Source organism: Bacillus methanolicus PB1 (genome assembly GCF_000262755.1).
In the GTDB taxonomy this organism is placed as follows: domain Bacteria; phylum Bacillota; class Bacilli; order Bacillales; family Cytobacillaceae; genus Bacillus_Z; species Bacillus_Z methanolicus.
Genome location: NZ_AFEU01000003.1, coordinates 712,575 through 730,082, shown reverse-complemented (window position 1 = coordinate 730,082; position 17,508 = coordinate 712,575). Strand labels below are relative to the sequence as shown.

The following is a 17,508-nucleotide window of genomic DNA, read 5'->3' as shown; positions in this document are numbered from 1 at the left end:
TGATATAAAATAAACTTGATAAAAAATTGAAGAAATGACATTATTTTTGTATGATAAGGACAATTACAAGACACATCATAACAAAATCCAACATATAATAAATGTCAAAGTTGAACAAATGAAATACAATTTTAAATACGGTCGAACAAAAGTTCGAATTCATTAATGAGGGGTCATTATGTTAATACGTTATAAGAAAGCATTTGAAAAAATAGCAATGGGCCTTTTATCCTTTATGCCTAATGAGAAGGATTTGAAGAAACTTCAGCAAACGATGAAGCAGTATGAAAACGATAAAGGCCGCCAGTTGTTTCTGTGGAAGGAAGGGGAAGATATTATCGGACTTATAGGTGTACTCGTGGTTAATGATTATGAAGTCGAAATACACCATATATCCGTAAACCCTTCACACCGTCATCAAGGAATCGGCAAAAGTATGGTAAAGGCATTAAAAGACTTTTACCCAGAAAAAGAATTGATACCAAATGAATATACAGCATCTTTCATGCATAAATGTGATATTAGTCTTCAGAATGAGGATGGCTCATAAGGGTCTGGCTTTCTCTGGCAATGAACATATAAGGAATGGTTAATTAGTTGTTTGGAGGTGTCTGACCCTCAGCCTCTTTTTTTTGTCGATTTAGCTTGGCGATTTCCCGTTCTTTTATGACCGAACTCCTGTCTCTTAACAAATGTCTGTTTATAAGAAATTCATTCGTTAAATCACTGCTCTTGCACCAGATAAAACCTTTTCTATTGCACTCTTTAACACAGGCGGCCTGTAATAATTCATCGACTATAGGAAGATTATAGCTTCTGTACGTTTTTTTGGATTTAATGTTTTCTAAGTGCTTTGAAAGAATTGTTATAAGTTTGCCGGAATCAATGCCAAGCTGAGACAATTCATTTTTCTTTTTTTTAAAGATTTTTAAGGATTTTTCAAGCGTCCGACAGGCTCCGCTGAAATTATTGCGTCTATGATGATAATTGGCTACTGCCATTAAAATCAATCCAACCCAAACGGAGCCTTTATCCCCTTTTGTAACTTTTTTCCAATATCCCTCTAATATTTCATGGCATTCAAAATAGTCTCGATCTCCATGAAAATGAGTAAGAAATTGAATATACTCTTTTGAATACATATATTCACTCCCTTGCAAAGGTACATATAAGTTTAACACATTCCAATCCGGGAATGAAAAAGAAAATGCCCGGATTTGCCCGGACATTTTTTGTTCGCTTCCGCTTATCTATTTAAAACCAAGAAGCACCGACAATAATTAGCAGAATAAACAAAACAACGATTAATGCAAAACCATTTCTAAAGCCGTAGCCTTTTCCATCAGACATAGATATACCTCCTGTTGGGTCTATTTCTTTATTCAGTGACATCATATGTTTGTCATGGATAATTTGTATGGGCGGATGGATGAAAAAATCACGAGAGAGCGATTTATAGATCAAATTTCTATTGGACAACATTAGCCTATCCTCTATACTAATAATAGCCGCAGCTGTTTGCTGCAAATTACGATTTTGGTGGGTAATTTATGCAATATAAAGTAAAGATTGATGCTTTTGAAGGACCGCTTGATTTGCTCCTTCATCTCATTAATCGGCTTGAAATTGATATTTATGATATTCCGGTAGCAGATATAACAGAACAGTATCTTTTGTACATACATACGATGAAGGAACTCGAGCTTGATATTGCCAGCGAATATTTAGTTATGGCTGCCACTCTGCTTGCGATCAAAAGTAAAATGCTTCTCCCAAAACATGAAGAGGAACAGTTTGGTGACAATTTTGAAATGAGCATGGAAGAAGATCCAAGGGATGAACTTGTAGAGAAACTGATCGAATATCAAAAATATAAAGAGGCGGCAAAATCGTTAAAGGAACTTGAGACAGAGCGGGGCCTGATGTTTACAAAAGCTCCAAGCGATTTATCGGAGTATATAAAAGAAGCGGCTAACGAAAAACTGGATCTTAATGTCACTATTTACGATCTGGGTAGTGCCTTTCAAAAACTTTTGCGAAGAAAAAAAATCCAAAAACCTCTGGCAACGAAAATTTCCAAGCAGGAAATTTCCATTGAAAAAAGGATGGCAGAAATCATGGAGGATTTACACCATTTCAAAGGGCGAAAAAGTTTTTTTGACCTGTTCCCTTCCCTGGAAAAGGAGCATATCGTCGTAACATTTTTGGCTATTCTTGAATTAATAAAACGGAATGAAATAAATGTGGAACAGGAGCAAAATTTTGCAGAGATTTTTGTTTTTTCAATGGAAGGAGTAGAAACGGTTGGAAAACATTAATTGGAAAGGAATTGTTGAAAGCCTTTTATTTGCCGCAGGGGATGAAGGGCTTTCTTTAAAGCAAATTGCAGATGCTCTTGAAGTAGAGGAACAGAAAGCTCAAGGAATTCTTAATGAATTGAAGAAGGAATATGAGGAAAATAACTCAAGAGGAATTATGCTTGTACCGCTGGCAGGAACCTATCAGCTAGTAACGAAAAAAGAAAATGCGGTTTATTTAAAAAAGCTTGTGGAATCAAAAGGCAGTGCCTATCTTTCTCAGGCAGCACTAGAAACTTTGGCAATCATCGCATATAAACAGCCAATTACCAGAGCTGAAATTGAAGAAATTCGCGGTGTGAAAACAGAGCGTCCGATTCAGACTTTGACAGCAAAGGCACTGATCAAAGAAGTTGGAAGATCGGAAGGGACAGGAAGAGCAATTTTATATGGAACAACAAAGGAATTTTTAAATTATTTTGGATTAAAAAGCATTGAAGATCTTCCTCCTCTTTCCAAAAATGTAGAGGAAAATTTGGCACAAGGAGAAGCAGACTTGTTTTTTGAAAAGTTTCAAGAAATAGATTCTTGACTTTTCTGACATATTTGAAGCAATTTTATGATAAAATATATTTAACTATTAAGGACGCTTCATCCTATGAAAATTTAGACATCGCAATTCTCCCCGATGTTTTCGGGTCAATGGAAAATAAACGGGGTTTCAAACTGCGTTCTTTGCTTGAATTTATCGTTCAGCCGCAACAATTTTTTTCTTTGATATTCGGGGGTGCAAAGATGGGGAATACGATTGTTAAAAATCAGGTTGAAGAAGTAAAGAACTTTTTGGAAAAAACGGTGTCAGAATTGGAGCAGTTTCTAAATGAGACGACCCTGTCAAGATTAGAAAGAGAGTTCCCGGGCGACGCAGAATATTATAAGGTCATCCTTTCCCATTTTCGTAAATTGCTTGTCCATTGCGAAGAAGGTTTGGATGCATGCAAGGTCATCATCAATAGCGAACCTTTTTCAAAAGGAGCCGCTGAAAAAATTCTTTATCGGATTTATCATCAATGTATTGAAGAATTTTTCTCTCCTAAAAACGACGTCTGGTATGAAGACAGCCGATCTGCCTATACCGGTAAAAATTCAATTAAAATGCGGAAAGAGGTACCTGACAGCATAAGCGCAGTTCTAAAAGGTCTTGAAGGAGATTTTCAGCGAATTCGGGAAGAACTGGAGTATTATGAGACCGATTATCGGACAAAAATGATTCAGTCGAAATAACGAACTTGGTAAAGGGTCTGACTCATAAGGGTCTGACCCTTGCTTTTTAGTCAGCCCATTTCTAAAAAAGAATAAAGAATGTTTTTTTCACCCGCTTCATACGATGAAAAAGTAACGACTAGGAAAGCGGGGATTCGGATGAGCAGTTTTGAAGATTATGTAAAAAACGTGTTTGCATGGAATCATCAATTGAGAGAATTTTTGGAATCAGAACAAGTTGCCAAAGATGAAGAGATCTGGTCGAGACTTGATACGTTCACAGAAATTATTGAGGGGATTCGCAACCCGCTTTCACCGGAAGAACTTGCTCGTCTCCAGTTACAGGTTGAAGAGCTGCACGATGAGATGGAACGCTATTTTGCTGAACGGCGGCAGGTTGGATCGAACTGGATCCGCGAACCGTCTGTTGCAATCGGAAAACATCAATTGCCTCCTTTGCCTTACCAATATAACGCTTTAGAACCATATATTTCAGAAGAGATCATGAGACTTCATCATGATAAACACCACCGCTCTTATGTTGAAGGATTGAACAAAGCTGAAACGGCGCTGCAAAAAGCAAGAGAATCTGGGGATTTTTCTCTTGTAAAACACTGGTCAAGAGAACTTGCCTTTCACGGTTCAGGACATTACTTGCATACGGTTTTCTGGAATAATATGACTCCAAACGGAGGTGGAAGGCCCAGAGGAAAACTGCTCTCGGAAATTGAAAATTATTTTGGAAGTTATGAAGCTTTCAAAAAGCAATTTTCTGAAGCTGCGAAACAAGTAGAAGGTGTTGGCTGGGCACTTCTTGTTTGGTCTCCGAGGTCGAGGCATTTGGAAATTCTTCAATCCGAGCTTCATATGCTATTAACCCAATGGGATACCATTCCACTGTTGGTTCTTGATGTTTGGGAGCATGCCTATTATTTGCAATATGAAAACAGACGTGCAGAGTATGTTGAAAATTGGTGGAAAATTGTAAACTGGCGCAATGTCGAAGAGCGGTTTGATAAAGCTGAAAAATTAAAATGGAGACCATTTTAACCATATTAATTTACAAAATGAACGAAAACCTATAAGAGGGTTTTCGTTTTTTATGCATTTCATAACTGGACAAGGCATAGACTTGTACAAACAATTTAAAGAGACGAGGTTTATAGAATGATCGGAAAGTGGAAACGAGCAATCTGTTTTCTCATAACGTCTTTGCTATGGTTAAATATCCCGCAGAAAATTGAAGCTTCTGTTTCTGTTAGTGCTTCCTCGGCCATTTTGGTTGAGCAGGATTCTGGCAGGATTTTATATGAGAAAGATGCTTTTACGAAGAGGAGAATTGCCAGTATTACAAAAATCATGACTGCCATTCTTGCGATCGAGTCAGGTAAGCTTGATGAAACCGTTAAAGTTTCGGAGCGGGCAGTAAGAGCAGAAGGATCTTCGATTTTTTTAAAACCGGGTGAAAAGATTAAATTAGAAGATTTAGTGTACGGATTAATGCTGAGATCTGGCAATGACGCAGCGGTAGCAATAGCCGAACATGTTGGAGGAAGCATTGAAGGGTTTGTCTATTTAATGAACAAAAAAGCGGAAGAAATTGGTATGTCAAATACTCATTTCGCTAATCCGCACGGGCTTGATGACCATGAGGATCATTATTCTACTGCATATGATATGGCATTATTAACAAGGTATGCCATGATGAACAACAAATACCGGGAAATATCCGGGACAAAGATTTACCGAGCTCCAAACCCGGATGAAAGCTGGGATCGGATATGGCGAAATAAAAATCGTCTGTTAACGGAGATGTATGAGTATTGTACAGGGGGAAAAACAGGTTATACGAAACGAGCAAAGAGAACACTCGTTACAACCGCCGAAAAGGATGGAATGAATCTGATTGCTGTTACTTTAAATGGGCCGGATGATTGGAATGACCATATCCAAATGTATGAAATGGCGTTTAACTTATATAAATTAGCTGAAATTTTACCGAAAGGTACTGTAAAAGGCGTGAGAAATTCATTTTATAAGAATAATTTATACTTAAATCATCGGGTTGTGTTTCCGGTAACTGAAGAGGAAAAAGACAAGGTAAGAGTAGAATATAAATTAATCAAACCTGATAAAAAATGGGGAAAGGAATGCGGCGTCCCTTACATAGCCGGCAAGGCGATTGTATATTTAGATGAAAAAATCGTGTCAAGCCAGCCAATATATTATCGCATTCCGGAAAAGAAAGATGAATCGTTTTTTGATTTTTTCCGCAATATATTCACTTCAGTTATAGGTGTTAAAAGCAATGGTTAACTATATCTGGGTATTTATGATGGTAATCGGAATTGTCTTTGGCATGATAAATGGAACTATGAATGAAGTCAATGAAGCAATATTTAAGGGAGCAAAGGAAGCTGTCACACTTTGCATTGGACTTATAAGCATTCTTGTGTTTTGGCTAGGCATGATGAGGATTGCCCAAGATTCGGGACTGTTAGTTAAACTGTCTTTGCTCTTTCGGCCTCTAGTCAAACGATTATTCCCGGAAGTTCCTCCCGATCATCCTGCAATGGGTTATATCCTTTCGAACATGATCGCAAACATGTTCGGACTTGGTAATGCAGCAACGCCGTTGGGCATTAAAGCGATGGAACAATTAAAAGAATTAAATGGGGGTAAAAACAGTGCGAGCCGATCCATGATTACCTTTTTGGCCATAAACACCTCGAGTATCACTTTGATCCCGACAACTGTGATCGCCATTCGCATGAATTATCATTCTCTGAATCCGACAGATATCGTCGGACCGACATTAGTTGCAACATGTTGTTCTGCAGTGGGAGCTGTTTTGATTGACCGTTATTTTTATTATCGGCGAAGCCGTAAAGGATGAATGTGATGGAAATTATATCAGTCATTTCGCTCTGGATTATTCCGGTGCTCATCGGATCAATCTTAATTTATGGAACATACAAGCAAGTTCCTACTTACGAAAGTTTTGTAGAAGGCGGGAAAGAAGGGATCAAAATTGCTGTATCCATTATTCCGTTTTTGGTCGGAATGCTCGTGGCCATATCGGTCTTCCGTGCATCCGGAGCACTTGAATTCCTGATGAACTTAATCAGGCCGGGAATAAAGGCAATCGGAATTCCGCCTGAAATTGTTCCCCTTGCCATCATCCGGCCTATATCCGGGAACGCGGCGTTAGGAATGACAAGCGACTTAATTGCAGCATACGGTCCTGATTCTTTTATTGGAAGGCTTGCTGCAGTTGTACAGGGAAGTACAGATACGACCTTTTATGTTTTGACTGTTTATTTTGGCGCGGTCGGCATAAAAAAAATGGGCGATGCTTTGAAAGTTGGATTGCTGGCTGACCTCATCGGTTTTGCAGCAGCATTTGCCGTTGTGACGTTTATTTTTGGAAAATAATAAGACAAGAAAAAGGGATGGCTCATAAGGGTCTGACTTCCTCCGACAAAGACAATAGATAGAATGTTTTGCTAGTGTTTGTCTATATGTTGTAATAGAAGGGTCTGGCCTTTGATTTTAAGCCAGTCCCTTTTTTATTGCCATTAAAAGCGGGAACACTTTGATTTCAAGCTAAATTGTGTCATAATTCATAAGGATAAAACGAAATTTGCTGACCATTCAAAGAGGTGACAGAAATGGAAAGGCTTCAAAAAGTAATTGCTCATGCAGGTGTCGCTTCAAGGCGAAAGGCAGAAGAGCTGATTCTTCAAGGAAAAGTGAAAGTGAACGGAAAAGTGGTGAAAGAATTAGGGGTAAAGGTCAGCCCCTCTGATAAAGTAGAAGTGAATGAAATACCAATCGAGAAAGAAGAGCCGGTTTATTTTCTTTTTTATAAACCGAGGGGAGTGCTTTCCAGTGTAAGAGATGATAAAAAAAGAAAAGTAGTGACGGATTTTTTTCCGGATATAAAGCAGCGGGTCTATCCTGTCGGCAGGCTGGATTATGATACATCAGGACTATTGCTTTTGACAAATGACGGGGAGTTCGCCAACCTCCTCATGCACCCCCGAAATGAAATCGAAAAAGTGTACGTCGCAAAGACGAAGGGAATACCATCGAAAGAAAAACTAAAAAGCTTGGAGAAGGGCATTCATCTAGAAGATGGAAAAACTGCCCCTGCAAAAACAAAACTGTTATCGCTTGATAAAAGAAAGCAAACAGCTATTATTGAAATCACGATACATGAAGGTCGCAACAGGCAGGTGCGCAGAATGTTTGAAGCGATCGGACATTCAGTCCTAAAACTTAAACGCGAACGCTACGGTTTTCTGACGCTCCAAGGTTTAAAAGCCGGGGATATAAGGGAACTGACTCCCCATGAGGTTAAACAGCTTAGAGCTCTTGCACAAAAATAAACGAAAGGAAAGTTCAAATAACTTTCACACTTCTATTTTAATTATTAACAAAGTGTGTACCATGATTAATGTTATAATAATCTGAAGAATGTCACAAAAAAGGGATTTATGTCTTTAGCGCGCCTATCCAAGCAACACTTTTCCGTATGCGTTTGCACAAAAGAATTCGGAGGGTAATGGTATCATGAAAAAACAACGTTTGATTATTCGAACTTTGATTTTAATTGTATTAGGGGCTGCTGTTGCCTATACAATTTATGCAAACTTTAAAAAAGATGAAATTGAAAAAGTAGCGATTGGTGAAAGAGCGCCCGATTTTGAGTTAACAGATTTAAACGGGGAAAAACACCGTCTTTCCGATTATGAGGGACAAGGCGTGTTTTTGAATTTTTGGGGGACGTGGTGTAAACCGTGCGAAAAAGAAATGCCATATATTAACAATCAATATGAAAAATTCAAAAAACAGGGTGTTCAAGTATTAGCAGTAAACGTAGGTGAATCAGATTTTGCTGTGAAGAAATTTGCAGAAAAATATAAGTTGGATTTTCCGATTGTGATCGATGAAAGCGGGGATGTCCAAACTGCATTTAGAATAAATCCGCTTCCGGCAACTTTCCTGATAGATAAGGAAGGAAAAGTCATTAAATATCACAAAGGGGAACTAACCGAAGAAATGGTTAACGATTTTATGGAGCAAATAAAACCATAAGTTACAGGGAGTTTTTATTATGAATCAAGTAAAATGTGAATGCGGGCACGTAAATCCGCACGGCACCGTATTATGCGAAGCCTGCGGAAAAGTACTCGAGGAGCAAGAGAATGATAAAACACTTGTCGATATGCGTTATGAGGGAAGCGCAAGGCGGTCACAAACCTATAATAAATCGATCATCGATAAAGTTTGGAATTTTTTTTCATCAGTAAAAGTCGGGGTTTGGCTCATTGTTATTACTTTAATTGCTTCAGCACTTGGCACGATTTTGCCACAGGAAATGTACATTCCACCGGTTATGCCTGCCGCAGAATACTATAAAGACCAATACGGCTGGTTTGGAAAATTATATTATGATCTTGGATTCCATAATTTATATAGTTCATGGTGGTATCTTGCTTTAATAGCCTCAATCGGAATTTCACTCGTTATCTGCAGCCTGGACAGGGTAGTTCCGTTGTATCGCGCTCTCAAAAATCAGCGAGTTACAAGACATGAAGGATTTTTAAAGCGTCAGCGGTTGTTCGGAATTACGGATGCTTCAGCTGTTAACGATAAAAATTTAGAGAAAGTAAAGGCTCGGCTGAAAAAAAGACGATACAATATCAGAGAAGAAAACGGTAATATTCTTGCTGAAAAAGGACGTTTTTCCCGTTGGGGTCCGTATGTCAATCATGTTGGATTAATCATTTTTTTAATTGGCGCTATGCTCCGGTTTGTCCCCGGCATGTATGTTGACGAGGTCCTCTGGATCCGTGAAGGGGAAACAAAGGTCATCCCTGAAACGAACGGAGAGTATTATTTATACAACGATAAATTTAAGGTAGAAGTTTATGATAAGGAAAAAGATAATGAAGTATTTAAAGAAGCGATCGACCGGGCCGGTATGGTTGTAAAAAATTATCAATCCAATGTTACCCTTTACAAGAAAAAGGGTAATACAGTGGCGGGGGAAAAGCCTGAACTTGAAAAAGTAAAAGATTATGGAATTCGTGTAAATAAGCCGTTGAAGTTTGAAAAATTTGCTGTCTATCAAGTTGACTACAAGTTAGATGAATTAAACAAGATGACATTTAAGTTAATTAACAAACAGACAAAAAAGGAATACGGAACAGTTATAATTGATTTGTATGACCCTAAAACTAAATATGATCTTGGAAATGGATATTCCGTTGAGCTATTAAGCTATTTTCCTGATTTTGAATTTGACGAGAACAATGAGCCTGTAACGAAGTCAAGGATTCCCAACAATCCCGCTTTCGTTTTTAAAATGTTCACTCCCGATAAGCTTGAAGGAGAAGTCAGTTTTGTTGCAATTCAACAAACGATTGAGCCATTTGGAAATAATGAATATAAAATGGCATTTAGCGGGGTTGAAACAAAAAATGTTTCAGGATTAACGGTCCGAAAAGATTTAACTCTCTGGATAATTAGCCTTGGCGGTGTTATTTTTATGATAGGCGTCGTACAGGGAGCATACTGGAACCACCGCCGGATATGGATTCGAAAAATTGGTGATGAAGTATGGGCAGCTGCTCATACAAATAAAAACTGGCACGGTCTTAAAAGAGAAATACAAACGGTATTTGCTGACACTGGAATAAAGGAACCGGAAGATCAGCTGCAATCCGATAATAAAAATTAGGAGGGAACCAGGTGGCAGCACTCAGCTCTAATTTGCTTTATACTGCATTTATACTTTATTTAGTCGCTATCGTGTTTTTCGCTGGCTCTATTAAAGATAAAAAATCTGTTGAAAAGGGTACTAACCGCTGGGCGAAAATTGGCCTCGGGATAACGATGATCGGTTTTCTTTCCCAATTAGGATATTTTATAGCAAGATGGATTGCGGCAGGTCACGCTCCTGTCAGCAACCTGTTCGAGTTTACAACCTTTTTTGGGATGTGCCTTGTACTCGCATTTATCGTTATATATTTCATTTATAGAACATCTCTTTTAGGGGTATTTACACTTCCTGTGGCAGTACTGATTATTGCCTATGCAAGCATGTTTCCAAGGGATATTTCTCCGTTGATTCCAGCGCTGCAAAGCGACTGGCTTCATATTCATGTAACGACTGCTGCGCTCGGCGAAGCAATTCTGGCTATAAGTTTTGCAGCAGGACTGATCTATTTAATTAAGTCAGTTGATCAGTCGAAAGGAAGCAAGAGGACGTTTTGGCTCGAAGTTGTATTGTTTGGATTAATCGTTACACTCGGATTTGTTGCTGTATCGACTGCTTTTTCGATTGCAGATTATAAAGCTGCATTTCATTGGATCGATAAAAATGGAAAGGAAACAACAATCGATTATACAATTCCTGCAATTACCGGACCGAACGAAGGCGAACTTGTCACAAAGGGCAAGTTTGAACCGCTTGTTGAAATGCCTGCTTTTATTAACGCAAAAAAATTAAACACAGTGATTTGGTCGTGTGGAGCGGGAATTGTCTTATATGGTTTGCTCCGCTTAATTTTGCGGCGGCGGATTGCTGCAGCTTTACAGCCGCTCGTTAAAAATGTTAATTTAGACCTCGTTGATGAAATCGGATACCGTTCTGTGTTGATCGGTTTTCCGGTGTTTACACTCGGTGCCTTGATTTTTGCGATGATTTGGGCGCAAATAGCTTGGACAAGATTTTGGGGCTGGGATCCGAAAGAAGTTTGGGCTCTTATTACATGGTTGTTTTATGCAGCATTTCTCCATCTTCGCCTTTCAAAAGGCTGGCATGGTGAAAAGTCCGCTTGGCTTGCTGTAATCGGGTTTGTCATCATCATGTTTAATCTTATCGCAGTTAACCTTGTTATTGCCGGACTGCATTCTTACGCAGGCACTTAAAGGCAATTCGCTGTTAGAAAGTCTTCACATTCACCGGGGTGGGGGCTTCTTTGCAATATCATAACGCTACTAATAAAACTGTCTGTAAGGGGATATGGATATGGAAAAAGATGTTAAGATCTTAGTAGTTGATGATGAGGAAAGAATCAGACGTCTGTTGAAAATGTATTTGGAGAGGGAGAATTATATAATTGAGGAAGCGGAAGACGGCAATGAAGCATTAGCGAAAGCACTCGGAAGTGAATATGATCTCATAATTCTTGACCTGATGATGCCAGGAAAAGACGGAATTGAAGTATGCAAGGAATTAAGGGAGAAAAAAGCTACACCTGTTATCATGTTAACAGCAAAAGGAGAAGAAGTGAACAGGGTTCAGGGCTTTGAAGTTGGCACAGACGACTATATTGTAAAGCCTTTCAGCCCTCGGGAAGTAGTTCTCAGGGTTAAAGCATTGCTGCGCAGATCATCTAATACAAGCTACTTAAAAACAGACACGACAACGAAAGATATTATTGTATTCCCTCATTTGACGATAGATAACGATGCACACCGCGTTCTTGCAGATGGAAAAGAAGTCAGCTTGACACCAAAGGAATATGAATTATTACACTTTCTGGCAAAATCACCTGATAAAGTATTTGACAGGGAACAGCTTTTAAAAGAAGTATGGCATTATGAGTTTTTCGGAGATTTAAGAACAGTAGACACGCACGTAAAAAGATTGCGTGAAAAATTGAATAAAGTATCTGAACAGGCAGCGAAGATGATTGTTACAGTGTGGGGAGTAGGCTATAAGTTTGAGGTTGTCAATGAATGATGTTGTGGCGGAGTGTAGTTGGCAAGCTATGGATCACCATTATTTTTCTAGTTTCTTTTGTTTTATTTATTCTGACAGTCATGCTTCTTGGCTATTTTGAAAACTATCATATCGAAGAAACGGAAAAAGGATTAACGGAAACAGCAAACAGAATTTCTCAAGTTCTTGAAGAACATGCTCCTGAAGAATTTGAAATAAGCCTTGAAATCTCTTGGAAAATGATAGATGAAGTGACTAAGGCAGTGGTTGTAAGGGATAAAGACCATGCTTACTTTTCTCCTAATACTGAATCTGGACAACATTTGCCGTTAAATGTTTTCTTGAATGAAAAAAATTTATCACCGGTATTTCATGGAAAAAAATTCGTCAAGAGCATTTATTCTCCACCGAAGAAAGGTAAAGAGGATGATGAAGAGACGCAAATTTTAATTATCGGTGTCCCGATTCAGTTTGATAGTGAAAAAGGCGCTGTCTTTATTTACCAATCTTTAGAAGTTATGCAAGAGACCACCCGTACAACGACAAAGTTTATTTTTCTTGCGGCAGGAGTTGCGTTTGTTTTAATAACTAGCTTTGCGTTTTTCCTCATAACAAGAATAACATCTCCATTGAGAAAAATGCGGGAAGCCGCTTTTGAGGTGGCTCGCGGAAAGTTTGATACAAAAGTTCCGATCATGACCCATGATGAAATCGGTGAACTTGCGACTGCCTTTAACCAGATGGGTAGACAGTTAAAGTTTAATATGAATGCTTTAAGCCAGGAAAAAGAACAGTTAGCCAGCATATTAAGCAGTATGGCAGACGGAGTTATTACCTTTAATCGCGACGGTACGATCTTGATCACTAATCCGCCGGCAGAGCGTTTCTTGCAAAATTGGTATTTTGAACAAGATGAAACCCATTCTAATAAAGAGGCAGTTCCCTCAGAGGTAATGGAGCTATTTCAACTGGCGGTTAATACTGAAAAAGAGCAAGTTCGAGAAATTTCAATTCAGGGCCGTTTCTGGGTTATTATTGTGAGTCCGCTTTATAACAATGAGTATATTAGAGGCGCTGTAGCAGTTATCAGGGATATGACAGAAGAGCGTAAACTGGATAAACTCAGAAATGATTTTATTGCAAATGTTTCACATGAATTGAGGACTCCAATTTCGATGATGCAGGGGTACAGTGAAGCCATCGTTGATGACATGGCAAGTACGGACGAAGAGAAAAAAGAAATGGCAAAAGTTATCTATGATGAATCATTGCGAATGGGACGCCTCGTTAATGAATTATTGGATCTTGCAAGAATGGAAGCAGGGCATTTCCAACTTACGATTGAAGAAGTAGTAATTGAGCCGTACATTCAAAGGATTATCCGGAAGTTTCAAGGTTTGGCTAAAGAAAAGAATATTCATTTAAGCTTCAAATTAAACAACGAACAAACAACATACCGTTTTGATCCCGACCGAATCGAACAAGTCTTAACAAATTTAATCGACAATGCGATCAGGCATACCCCTAATAAAGGATCTGTAACAGTTGCAGTAGATGCTGATGAACAGGGTCTGCACGTTGAAGTAAGCGATTCAGGTTCTGGTATTCCGGAAGAAGACTTGCCGTTTGTATTCGAGCGATTTTATAAAGCGGATAAAGCCAGAAAGCGCGGATCCGGTACAGGACTCGGACTTTCGATCGCAAAACATATAATCAATGCTCATAAAGGCCATATATCTGTTCGAAGCAAACTTGGCCACGGTACGACATTTTCCTTTTTGATTCCACGAAATATCGAATAAATTCTTGTTTTGTGACGATTAGTCTTGATCCACGGGAAACATTGCAAAAATTTTTATCAGCCTCTGTCATTAAGGCAGGGGTTGTTCTTATTTCTTTGAAAGAACAAATGGTGAAACACTCTAAAAAAATCATGAGGAAAGAATTACCTTTAGGCTCTTTCTTTTTCACTTGAAAAAGTCTATATTTATAGATGTAACTTTTTATACATAGATTTCGACTATTATTTCAAACGGGGAGGAGAATCGATGGACTCCGTTTTTGAAGAACTCTATTCCAAATATCATCAGGATGTTTTTCAATTCTTATATTATATGGTAAAAAATCGTGAACTAGCTGAAGATCTTGTTCAGGAGGTTTATATAAGAGTACTAAAGTCATATAAACGGTTTGAAGGGAAAAGCAGTGAAAAAACATGGCTCTTTTCTATCGCCAGAAATGTAGCGATTGATTTTTTTCGAAAACAAAAGGGATGGAAACAACGGTTATTGGAGAAATTCGATTGGTCAACGCAGCAAGTCAAAGACGAACATCCAATACCCGAAGAAGTCGCTTTGCAAAATGAAGAAATCCGATCTCTATATGATTGTCTCGATAAATGTTCAGTTGATCAGAAAATGGTCATCGTTATGCGCTATCTTCATGAATTATCCATAGCGGAAACAGCTGAAGCTTTAGGCTGGACTGAAAGCAAAGTAAAAACGACACAGCACAGGGCATTGAAAATATTGAAGAAAGAAATGGAACAATTAGCCGAAAAGGAGGTGGCAATTTGTGAAAAAGTCAGTGTGGACCGATAAAGAACTCGAAGAATTACTTCTGCAGCTGCCGAAAATATCCGATAATCGAGATCCGCGCGACATCTATCAAAATATTGCCCTGAAGGCTAAAAAGAGGAAAAGACAGATGTGGATAATGCCCAGTCTTGCTGCTGCAGCCGCTGTGATTCTATTTATTATTCTTGCTCCTAACTTAATAAATTGGCAGGAGCCGTCACAACAATACATGAGTCTGAATTCAGCCACTTCAAATGAAAACATGGAAATGGCCCGAAATGATAATACTGCAGCTATTGAGGATAAGAGTAAAGATGTTTCTTTCCAGGAAGACAATCCTGTAAAATTTGAAGCCGATGAGAATAATCCTTCCAGTGAAAAGACATTGGCGGATGATGTTGAACGAACTGCAGTATACGAGGAAGATTTACAAGGAAAAGAGCTGCTGACTTATGCGATTCCGGATGCAAATGGCCAAAATATTGTTCCGGTCAGTGTTCTTGTTCAAAAAGAAGACAATAAAACTTGGTTTGATCAATTTAAGGAAACAATGGCCGATCTGAAAGAAGAAGAATGGGGCCTTAGTGAATATTACCCTTTGCATGCAAATCTTGCTTATGACTCTCTGAAAAAGGTCTTAAATGTCGATGTTCCCCGAGATCATCAATATGGATTCGGTTCAGCAAGTGAAATTATGTTTAAAAGCTCCCTTTTAAGCTCTTTTGTTGACGGTGACAAAGTAGAAAAGATCACATTCACAACCGAGAATGAAAAGGGAATTGTTTTAGGAAATGATGAAATTACAGAGCTAGTTGTTGAAAAATCAAGCACCCCTGCACACGGTTATTTGTTTTTATACCCGGCTAAAGGAAAAAAACCTTTCATTGTTCCTACACCGGATGAGTATGAAACAATTAATGAAGCGTATGCGGCAATGAGAAAAGAATTGGAAACTCACCAGCTTAAACCTTCACTTTCAGAAGGACTGCAATTTGAAAAAGTGGTACCTGATAATAATGGCACTTTATCTATTTTTCTTACTAAATCCACTAATGCAACTGATTTACAGGAAATGGTGTTTTCCATTGAAGCGATTTTACTTACGGCAAAAAATTTCGGTTTTAAAGCTGTCAAGGTTGAAAATCCTCCTGTTAAAAATATAGGACCGTTTGATTTGTCAAAAGAACTTCAAGTTCCGGTCGCGGCAAATAAGCTCTCAATTGAATAACAATGAGACTGTCTCATAAGGGTCTGACCCCAAACGTATTTATCAATATATAGCACTTTTATCCAACTTGTTATGGGACCATTGGGCTTTTGAGACAGCCTCATTTCTTTTCCTTTTTTTCATAAAATTGATGGAATGCTCCAAATACTAACAAAAGTGCTTTATGTGAATACTCCCAACCTTACAATCGTTCTAACAGAGTACAAGCTGTCATATTGTAATTGGGAGAGTACATTCGTTAGGAGGAAAAACATGCTGGATTACATAAAGAGGTTTTTAATTGCGGGAATAATCGCTTTTTTTGTAAGCTTATTATTTCTGGGAGGAAAACTGGCCCACGCAGATATGATGGAAGATGGAGCGCTGACATCGCACTGGTTATAGCCTGCTGAAGGAACTTTAACAGATCTATTTGGGACGAGACAAGGTTTACATAATGTTTGAGAGAAGATACTATCAGAAAAAAGTTTGATAATCTATTTTCTTTTTTTTAAAATTCTTGCTGCTTATCCTTTTTAAAAGTATAATGAGTAAAAAAATTGGGAGAGGAATTAGAACATATGCTGACAGATTATCATAATCATTTGGAAAGAGGAACGCTTACCCTCGACTATTTAAAAAAATTCACTGGTACGGCGAAAGAAAAGGGCATCGAACATTTCGGCATTTCCGAACATGCCTACCATTTTTATCAAACAGCAGATATTTTACAGAACCCATGGGTAAATGAGCGTAGATATTATGATATGGAAGATTATGTAAAACTTTTTTATCAAGCATGGAACGAGGGAATTGATGTAAAAATGTCAATTGAAATGGATTATACGCCCGGAAAGCATTCGGAAATGGAAAAGTTCATAAAACAATACGAGTTTGATTATGTGATCGGTTCCATTCATTGGATTGATGATTTTGGAATTGACCTTGCAGAGTACAGAACCGAATGGGATAAAAGGGATTTGTATGATATTTATGAAAAATATTTTGATCAAGTAATTACACTTGCTCAATCGAATTTGTTTGATATTGTAGGTCATCTCGACCTTGTTAAAATTTTTAAGTATGTTCCGGAAAATGAAGAGTTCTTGCTGGAACAATATGATAGGGCGACGACTGCTTTGGCTGAATCTAAGACTTGTGTGGAAATCAGTACAGCCGGTCTTAGAAAGCCGGTCGGGGAGTTGTACCCGGATCCGAGATTATTAAAAATGTGTTTTCAGAAAGGAATTCCGATTGTTTTATCTTCTGATGCCCATGTTCCGGAGCATGTTGGCGCAGATTTTGACCAAGCTGTTCGTTTTGCGAAAGAGACGGGCTATCAGACAATCATGACGTTTTCAAAAGGAGAAAGAATAGAATATCCACTAGGATAACAATAGAGAGGGGCTGACTCATAGCATATGAATC

Annotated in this window: 20 protein-coding genes; 18 read left to right on the top strand and 2 right to left on the bottom strand. The window is 38.4% G+C overall.

Translation table 11 applies throughout. The features are described 5' to 3' along the window. Positions 1 to 178: 178 nt before the first annotated feature. Complete coding sequence (locus PB1_RS13330; RefSeq protein WP_004437521.1) at positions 179 to 550, top strand: GNAT family N-acetyltransferase; 372 nt, start codon at positions 179 to 181, stop codon at positions 548 to 550. Between the two features lie 43 nt (positions 551 to 593). On the opposite strand, the gene PB1_RS13325 is transcribed toward PB1_RS13330, so the two are convergent. Both PB1_RS13325 and PB1_RS13320 read right to left on the bottom strand, forming a co-directional pair. Then, entirely contained in the window at positions 594 to 1,142 is a 549-nt protein-coding gene (locus PB1_RS13325) for a DUF309 domain-containing protein (RefSeq protein WP_034645652.1), read from the bottom strand. 112 nt (positions 1,143 to 1,254) lie between these two features. Beyond that, positions 1,255 to 1,350 (bottom strand): YjcZ family sporulation protein, encoded by a 96-nt coding sequence (locus PB1_RS13320; protein ID WP_004437515.1) that lies wholly within the window; start codon positions 1,348 to 1,350, stop codon positions 1,255 to 1,257. Between the two features lie 200 nt (positions 1,351 to 1,550). On the opposite strand from PB1_RS13320, the gene PB1_RS13315 reads away from it, so the two are divergent. The 17 genes from PB1_RS13315 to PB1_RS13240 all read left to right on the top strand — a co-directional run bounded on the left by PB1_RS13315 (position 1,551) and on the right by PB1_RS13240 (position 17,474). Further along, a complete protein-coding gene (locus PB1_RS13315) occupies positions 1,551 to 2,318 on the top strand; it encodes a segregation/condensation protein A (protein ID WP_004437511.1) in 768 nt (255 codons plus the stop codon). Then, positions 2,305 to 2,889, top strand: a complete 585-nt coding sequence (gene scpB / locus PB1_RS13310; RefSeq protein ID WP_004437509.1) for an SMC-Scp complex subunit ScpB — start codon at positions 2,305 to 2,307, stop codon at positions 2,887 to 2,889. Before PB1_RS13315 ends, scpB begins: the two co-directional genes overlap by 14 nt. 203 nt (positions 2,890 to 3,092) lie before the next feature. Further along, entirely contained in the window at positions 3,093 to 3,581 is a 489-nt protein-coding gene (locus PB1_RS13305; RefSeq protein ID WP_034645649.1) for a YpuI family protein, read from the top strand. A gap of 138 nt (positions 3,582 to 3,719) precedes the next feature. Further along, a complete protein-coding gene (locus tag PB1_RS13300; RefSeq protein WP_004437505.1) occupies positions 3,720 to 4,610 on the top strand; it encodes a superoxide dismutase in 891 nt (296 codons plus the stop codon). Between the two features lie 117 nt (positions 4,611 to 4,727). Then, positions 4,728 to 5,876, top strand: a complete 1,149-nt coding sequence (locus PB1_RS13295; RefSeq protein WP_004437502.1) for a D-alanyl-D-alanine carboxypeptidase family protein — start codon at positions 4,728 to 4,730, stop codon at positions 5,874 to 5,876. Next, positions 5,869 to 6,456: a nucleoside recognition domain-containing protein gene (locus PB1_RS13290; protein ID WP_004437498.1), complete on the top strand. Its 588-nt coding sequence runs from the start codon at positions 5,869 to 5,871 to the stop codon at positions 6,454 to 6,456. Before PB1_RS13295 ends, PB1_RS13290 begins: the two co-directional genes overlap by 8 nt. A gap of 5 nt (positions 6,457 to 6,461) precedes the next feature. Continuing rightward, on the top strand, positions 6,462 to 6,995 hold the full coding sequence (locus PB1_RS13285; RefSeq protein ID WP_004437495.1) for a spore maturation protein: 534 nt from the start codon (positions 6,462 to 6,464) through the stop codon (positions 6,993 to 6,995). A gap of 236 nt (positions 6,996 to 7,231) precedes the next feature. After that, positions 7,232 to 7,951 (top strand): 23S rRNA pseudouridine(2605) synthase RluB, encoded by a 720-nt coding sequence (gene rluB / locus PB1_RS13280; RefSeq protein WP_004437492.1) that lies wholly within the window; start codon positions 7,232 to 7,234, stop codon positions 7,949 to 7,951. A 184-nt stretch (positions 7,952 to 8,135) separates the two neighbouring features. Beyond that, entirely contained in the window at positions 8,136 to 8,660 is a 525-nt protein-coding gene (gene resA / locus PB1_RS13275) for a thiol-disulfide oxidoreductase ResA (protein WP_004437490.1), read from the top strand. A gap of 19 nt (positions 8,661 to 8,679) precedes the next feature. Beyond that, the gene (gene resB, locus PB1_RS13270) at positions 8,680 to 10,308 is read left to right on the top strand and encodes a cytochrome c biogenesis protein ResB (RefSeq protein ID WP_004437487.1); all 1,629 of its coding nucleotides are present in this window, start codon (positions 8,680 to 8,682) and stop codon (positions 10,306 to 10,308) included. A gap of 11 nt (positions 10,309 to 10,319) precedes the next feature. After that, on the top strand, positions 10,320 to 11,501 hold the full coding sequence (ccsB, locus tag PB1_RS13265) for a c-type cytochrome biogenesis protein CcsB (RefSeq protein ID WP_004437485.1): 1,182 nt from the start codon (positions 10,320 to 10,322) through the stop codon (positions 11,499 to 11,501). A gap of 100 nt (positions 11,502 to 11,601) precedes the next feature. Further along, positions 11,602 to 12,318 carry a response regulator transcription factor gene (locus PB1_RS13260; protein WP_004437481.1) on the top strand — a complete coding sequence of 239 codons (717 nt, stop codon included), beginning with the start codon at positions 11,602 to 11,604 and terminating at the stop codon, positions 12,316 to 12,318. Next, entirely contained in the window at positions 12,315 to 14,099 is a 1,785-nt protein-coding gene (locus tag PB1_RS13255; RefSeq protein WP_004437478.1) for an ATP-binding protein, read from the top strand. Before PB1_RS13260 ends, PB1_RS13255 begins: the two co-directional genes overlap by 4 nt. Before the next feature lie 246 nt (positions 14,100 to 14,345). Then, a complete protein-coding gene (sigX, locus tag PB1_RS13250) occupies positions 14,346 to 14,897 on the top strand; it encodes an RNA polymerase sigma factor SigX (protein WP_004437475.1) in 552 nt (183 codons plus the stop codon). After that, positions 14,872 to 16,101 carry a hypothetical protein gene (locus PB1_RS13245; RefSeq protein WP_004437473.1) on the top strand — a complete coding sequence of 410 codons (1,230 nt, stop codon included), beginning with the start codon at positions 14,872 to 14,874 and terminating at the stop codon, positions 16,099 to 16,101. The genes sigX and PB1_RS13245 overlap by 26 nt, the downstream gene beginning before the upstream one ends. 252 nt (positions 16,102 to 16,353) lie before the next feature. After that, a complete protein-coding gene (locus PB1_RS18340) occupies positions 16,354 to 16,485 on the top strand; it encodes a hypothetical protein (protein WP_004437470.1) in 132 nt (43 codons plus the stop codon). 176 nt (positions 16,486 to 16,661) lie between these two features. Continuing rightward, entirely contained in the window at positions 16,662 to 17,474 is an 813-nt protein-coding gene (locus PB1_RS13240; RefSeq protein WP_004437467.1) for a histidinol-phosphatase, read from the top strand. Positions 17,475 to 17,508: the final 34 nt, after the last annotated feature.